This is a genomic window from Frigoribacterium sp. CFBP 8766 (assembly GCF_014841435.1).
Lineage (GTDB): Bacteria > Actinomycetota > Actinomycetes > Actinomycetales > Microbacteriaceae > Frigoribacterium.
The window spans coordinates 1-4,991 of the sequence record NZ_JACYTX010000012.1; the positions used below are offsets into that span (position 1 = coordinate 1).

General features: G+C 70.9%; 5 protein-coding genes. All 5 read left to right on the forward strand.

Annotated features, from left to right (window positions below; translation table 11 throughout):
• Nucleotides 1–44 precede the first annotated feature (44 nt).
• From IFT90_RS16600 to tyrS, 5 genes are read left to right on the forward strand one after another with little or no spacing between them, the layout of a single operon-like run.
• Nucleotides 45–1,244, forward strand: a complete 1,200-nt coding sequence (locus tag IFT90_RS16600; RefSeq protein WP_133738692.1) for an argininosuccinate synthase — start codon at nt 45–47, stop codon at nt 1,242–1,244.
• On the forward strand, nt 1,244–2,695 hold the full coding sequence (argH, locus tag IFT90_RS16605) for an argininosuccinate lyase (RefSeq protein ID WP_192043318.1): 1,452 nt from the start codon (nt 1,244–1,246) through the stop codon (nt 2,693–2,695). The genes IFT90_RS16600 and argH overlap by 1 nt, the downstream gene beginning before the upstream one ends.
• Nucleotides 2,692–2,817: a hypothetical protein gene (locus IFT90_RS17395; RefSeq protein WP_255416206.1), complete on the forward strand. Its 126-nt coding sequence runs from the start codon at nt 2,692–2,694 to the stop codon at nt 2,815–2,817. Before argH ends, IFT90_RS17395 begins: the two co-directional genes overlap by 4 nt.
• A gap of 5 nt (nt 2,818–2,822) precedes the next feature.
• The gene (locus IFT90_RS16610; RefSeq protein WP_192043319.1) at nt 2,823–3,428 is read left to right on the forward strand and encodes a DNA-3-methyladenine glycosylase; all 606 of its coding nucleotides are present in this window, start codon (nt 2,823–2,825) and stop codon (nt 3,426–3,428) included.
• Nucleotides 3,429–3,440: 12 nt separating this feature from the next.
• The gene (gene tyrS, locus IFT90_RS16615; protein ID WP_192043320.1) at nt 3,441–4,751 is read left to right on the forward strand and encodes a tyrosine--tRNA ligase; all 1,311 of its coding nucleotides are present in this window, start codon (nt 3,441–3,443) and stop codon (nt 4,749–4,751) included.
• The last annotated feature ends 240 nt before the right edge of the window (nt 4,752–4,991 follow it).

The window sequence follows — 4,991 nt, forward strand, 5'->3', positions numbered from 1 at the left end:
TGCCTCCCGATAAGATCACCCACACACCACACTCAAGGAGAACCATGGCGGAACGCGTCGTCCTCGCATACTCCGGAGGTCTCGACACCTCCGTCGGCATCGGCTGGCTCGCTGACGCGACCGGCAAGGAGGTGGTCGCCCTCGCCGTCGACGTCGGACAGGGCGGCGAGGACATGGACGACATCCGTCAGCGTGCCCTCGACTGCGGTGCCGTCGAGTCGGTCGTCGTCGACGCCAAGGAGGAGTTCGGGCGCGACTACCTGATGCCCGCCCTCAAGGCGAACGCGATGTACCAGAAGACCTACCCGCTGGTCTCGGCCCTCAGCCGCCCGCTGATCGCGCGCCACCTCGCCCGTGTCGCGAAGGAGCTCGGCGCCGACAGCGTCGCGCACGGCTGCACCGGCAAGGGCAACGACCAGGTCCGCTTCGAGGCGGCCGTGGCCGCGCTCGCGCCCGACCTGACGAGCATCGCGCCCGTCCGCGACCTCGCCCTCACCCGCGACAAGGCGATCATCTACGCCGAGCAGCACTCGCTGCCGATCCGTCAGAGCGCGGCGAACCCCTACTCGATCGACAAGAACGTCTGGGGCCGCGCGGTCGAGACGGGCTTCCTCGAGGACCCGTGGAACCCGCCGATCGAAGACCTGTACGAGTACACGCAGGATCCTTCGGTCATCAAGGACGCCGACGAGGTCGTCATCACCTTCCAGGCCGGCGTGCCCACCGCGATCGACGGCGTCTCGTACACGCCGCTCGGCATCGTGCAGAAGATGAACGAGCTCGCGGGCGCGCACGGCGTCGGCCGCATCGACGTCGTCGAGGACCGTCTCGTCGGCATCAAGAGCCGTGAGGTCTACGAGGCTCCGGGCGCCGTGGCGCTGATCCAGGCGCACGAGGCGCTCGAGGCGCTCACGATCGAGCGCGACCTCGGTCGCTACAAGCGCGGCGTCGAGGCCGAGTGGTCCAACCTCGTCTACGACGGCCTGTGGTTCTCGGGCCTGAAGCGCTCGCTCGACGTCTTCATCGACGACACGCAGAAGTACGTCTCGGGCGAGATCCGCCTCAAGCTGCAGGGCGGCCGCGCGGTCGTCACGGGCCAGCGGAGCGACCAGAGCCTGTACGACTTCGACCTCGCGACCTACGACACGGGCGACACGTTCGACCAGTCGCTGTCCAAGGGCTTCATCGAGATCTGGTCGCTGCCGAGCAAGATCTCGGCGCGTCGCGACCTGGCGCAGCAGTAGTGGTCGACGCGACCCCGGGCCAGAACCAGCGGGCGGGGGAGGCGGGCGCCCTGTGGGGAGGCCGCTTCGCCTCCGGCCCCGCCCCCGAGCTCGCGGCCCTGAGCAAGTCGACGCAGTTCGACTGGCAGCTCGCGCCGTACGACATCGCGGGGTCACGGGCACACGCCCGTGCCCTCGCGGCGGCGGGGTACCTCGACGGCGCTCAGCTCGACGGCATGGTCGCCGCCCTCGACCAGCTCGAGGCCGAGGTCGCCGACGGCTCGTTCGTGGCGGCGGAGTCCGACGAGGACGTGCACTCGGCGCTCGAGCGCGGCCTGATCGGCATCGCCGGCGCCGAGCTCGGCGGCAAGCTCCGCGCGGGCCGCAGCCGCAACGACCAGATCGCCACGCTCGTGCGTCTCTACCTGCGTGACCACGGTGCGGCGATCGGCCGTCTCGTGGTCGGGCTCGTCGACGCGATCGCCTCGCAGGCCTCGGCTCATCCCGATGCCGTGATGCCCGGGCGCACGCACCTGCAGCACGCGCAGCCCGTCCTGCTCGCGCACCACCTCCTCGCCCATGCCTGGCCCCTGGTCCGCGACCTCGAGCGCCTGCGCGACTGGTCGCGTCGTGCGTCGGCCTCGCCCTACGGCGCCGGCGCCCTGGCGGGCAGTTCGCTCGGCCTCGACCCGATGCTCGTCGCGACCGAGCTCGGCTTCGAGCGCACCACCGAGAACAGCATCGACGCGACGGCCAGCCGTGACGTCGTGGCCGAGTTCGCCTTCGTGGCGGCCTCGATCGGCATCGACCTGTCACGCCTCGCCGAGGAGGTGATCCTCTGGTCGACGCGGGAGTTCGGCTTCGTGAAGCTGCACGACTCGTTCTCGACCGGGTCGTCGATCATGCCCCAGAAGAAGAACCCGGACATCGCCGAGCTCGCCCGGGGCAAGTCGGGGCGGCTGATCGGCAACCTCACGGGCCTCCTGGCGACGCTCAAGGGCCTCCCGCTCGCGTACAACCGCGACCTGCAGGAGGACAAGGAGCCGGTGTTCGACTCGGTCACCCAGCTCGAGGTGCTGCTGCCCGCGTTCACGGGCATGATCGCCACGCTCGAGTTCGACGAGGCCCGCATGGCCGAGCTGGCGCCGCAGGGCTTCTCGCTCGCGACGGACGTGGCCGAGTGGCTCGTGCGCCAGGGAGTGACGTTCCGTGACGCCCACGAGATCAGCGGCGAGCTGGTGAGGTTCTGCGAGCAGCACGGGCTGGAGCTCGACGAGCCGACCGACGCGCAGTACGCCGAGGTGTCGTCCCACCTCACCCCCGAGATCCGTGCGGTCCTGACCGTGCGCGGCTCGATCGGCAGCAGGCAGGGCGTGGGCGGGACGGCTCCCGAGCGCGTCGCCGAGCAGCTGGCCGAGCTGACCGAGCGCGTCGCGCACCTGGTCCGCGACCTCGACCCGGTCTCGGCGTGACCGAGCCGCGTCGACCGCGGACCCCGCGTGCCTGGCTGCTGCCCGCGGTCGTCGCGGTGTGCGTCGTCGTCCTCGTCGCGGTCGTCGTGATCGCGACCGCCTCGGGCCAGCGGTTCTTCTGAACGAGGTGACCCGGCTGCTGACGCGGCCGGCCCTCGAGGTGGGCCCGCTCCTCCTCGGCTCGGTGTTCCGGGTCGGGGAGGTGGCGGTCAGGCTCACCGAGGTCGAGGCGTACCACGGCCAGGGGCAGGATCCCGGGTCGCACGCGCACCGCGGGCCGACGCCGCGGAACTCGAGCATGTTCCGCGAGGGCGGGACCCTCTACGTGTACCTGTCCTACGGGATCCACCGGTGCGTCAACATCGTCTGCGGCCCTGAGGGCTACGCCTCCGGGCTGCTGCTCCGCGCGGGCGAGGTCGTCGACGGTCTCGACGTCGCTCGGTCGCGCCGGGCATCCGCCCGGAACGACGCCGAGCTGGCGAAGGGACCCGGGAGGCTCGGGTCGGCGCTCGACATCGGTCTCGACGACGACGGCAGCACCCTGGGGCACGGGCGGTTCTCCCTCGAGCTGCCGACCGGTGCCGCCGGCGAGGTCGTCGCCGGTCCCCGCGTCGGCGTGTCCGGCCGGGCCGGGACCGACGAGTTCCCGTGGCGGTTCACGCTCGCAGGTGAACCGTCGGTCTCGGCCTGGCGGCCCGCGGTCAGGCGCGGCGGCGGCACGTCCGCACGCTGATACCGTTCTCGGGTGAGCAGCGAAACAACGGCCGACGTCCTCGCCGGCCAGGCCAACGACCCCACATTCGACGACGTCTGGGACGAGCTGCAGTGGCGCGGCCTGGTCCACGTCTCGACGGACGCCGAGGCGCTGAAGTCCGTGCTCGCCGGCCCGCCGATCACGTACTACTGCGGCTTCGACCCGACCGCGCCGAGCCTGCACCTCGGCAACCTCGTGCAGCTGCTGCTGATGCGTCGCCTTCAGCTGGCCGGCCACCGGCCGCTCGGGCTCGTCGGCGGTTCGACCGGCCTGATCGGCGACCCGCGTCCGACGGCCGAGCGCACCCTGAAGACACCTGAGCAGACCGCCGAGTGGGTGACGCGGATCCGCGTGCACGTCGAGAAGTTCCTCGCCGCCGAGGGAGAGAACGGCCTCCGAGTCGTGAACAACCTCGACTGGACGGCGCCGTTGTCGGCCATCGAGTTCCTCCGCGACATCGGCAAGAACTTCCGGGTGGGCACCATGCTCAAGAAGGACGCGGTCAGCGCGCGCCTCAACTCGGACGCCGGCATCAGCTACACCGAGTTCAGCTACCAGATCCTGCAGGGCCTCGACTTCCGTGAGCTCTACCGCCAGCACGAGTGCGTGCTGCAGACAGGGGGCAGCGACCAGTGGGGCAACCTCACCAGCGGCACCGAGCTGATCCGTCGCACTGAGGGCGTCGCGGTGCACGCCATCGGCACCCCGCTGATCACCAACAGCGACGGCACCAAGTTCGGCAAGAGCGAGGGCAACGCCGTCTGGCTCGACCCCGAGCTGACGAGCCCCTACGCGATGTACCAGTTCTGGCTCAACACCGACGATTCCGACGTCGTGTCCCGGCTGCGGGTGTTTACGTTCCTCGACCGAGCGGCGATCGAGTCGCTCGAGCGAGCGGTGGCCGACGAGCCGTTCCGGCGGGAGGCGCAGCGCACGCTCGCGTGGGAGGTCACCCGCCTGGTCCACGGCGAGGCCGCCACGCAGTCGGCGATCGACGCGGCCGCCGCCCTCTTCGGGCAGGGCGATCTCGGTGTCCTGGACGAGGACACCCTCCGCAGCGCGGTCGCCGAGCTCCCGTCCGCGGAGGCGGACGCGACCACCACGGTGGCGCAGGCACTGGTGGCCACCGGGTTGTCGGCATCGCTCGGTGCCGCCCGCCGGAGCACAGGCGAAGGCGGGGTCTACCTGAACAACGTCCGCGTGGTCGATGCGGATGCGCCGGTGGGCGAGTCCACCCTGGCCGGCGGCACCGTGGTCCTGCGTCGCGGCAAGAAGACGCTCGCCGGCGTGACGGTCCGCTGACCCGCCCTGTTCCGTGACGACAAAGGCCCGCCCCTCTGCAGGGGCGGGCCTTCGTGCATCCGGCGACCGCGAAGAATGATTCGTGGGGTCAGCCGCGTCACTGAACGTGTCCCTGGAGGCCGTGTGCGGCCCTCTGGCGGCCGATCAGGGCCTGGACCCTTGATTTTCCGGGGATCGTGCTCGCGACACGCCCGGGATGCGGCAGGGTTTGGACGATGTGCCTGGTGTGCCTGTAATGTT

Coding starts and splice junctions, on each gene's coding strand:
- IFT90_RS16600 (WP_133738692.1), top strand. CDS start 45: ATGGCGGAACGCGTCGTCCTCGCATACTCCGGAGGTCTCGACACCTCC.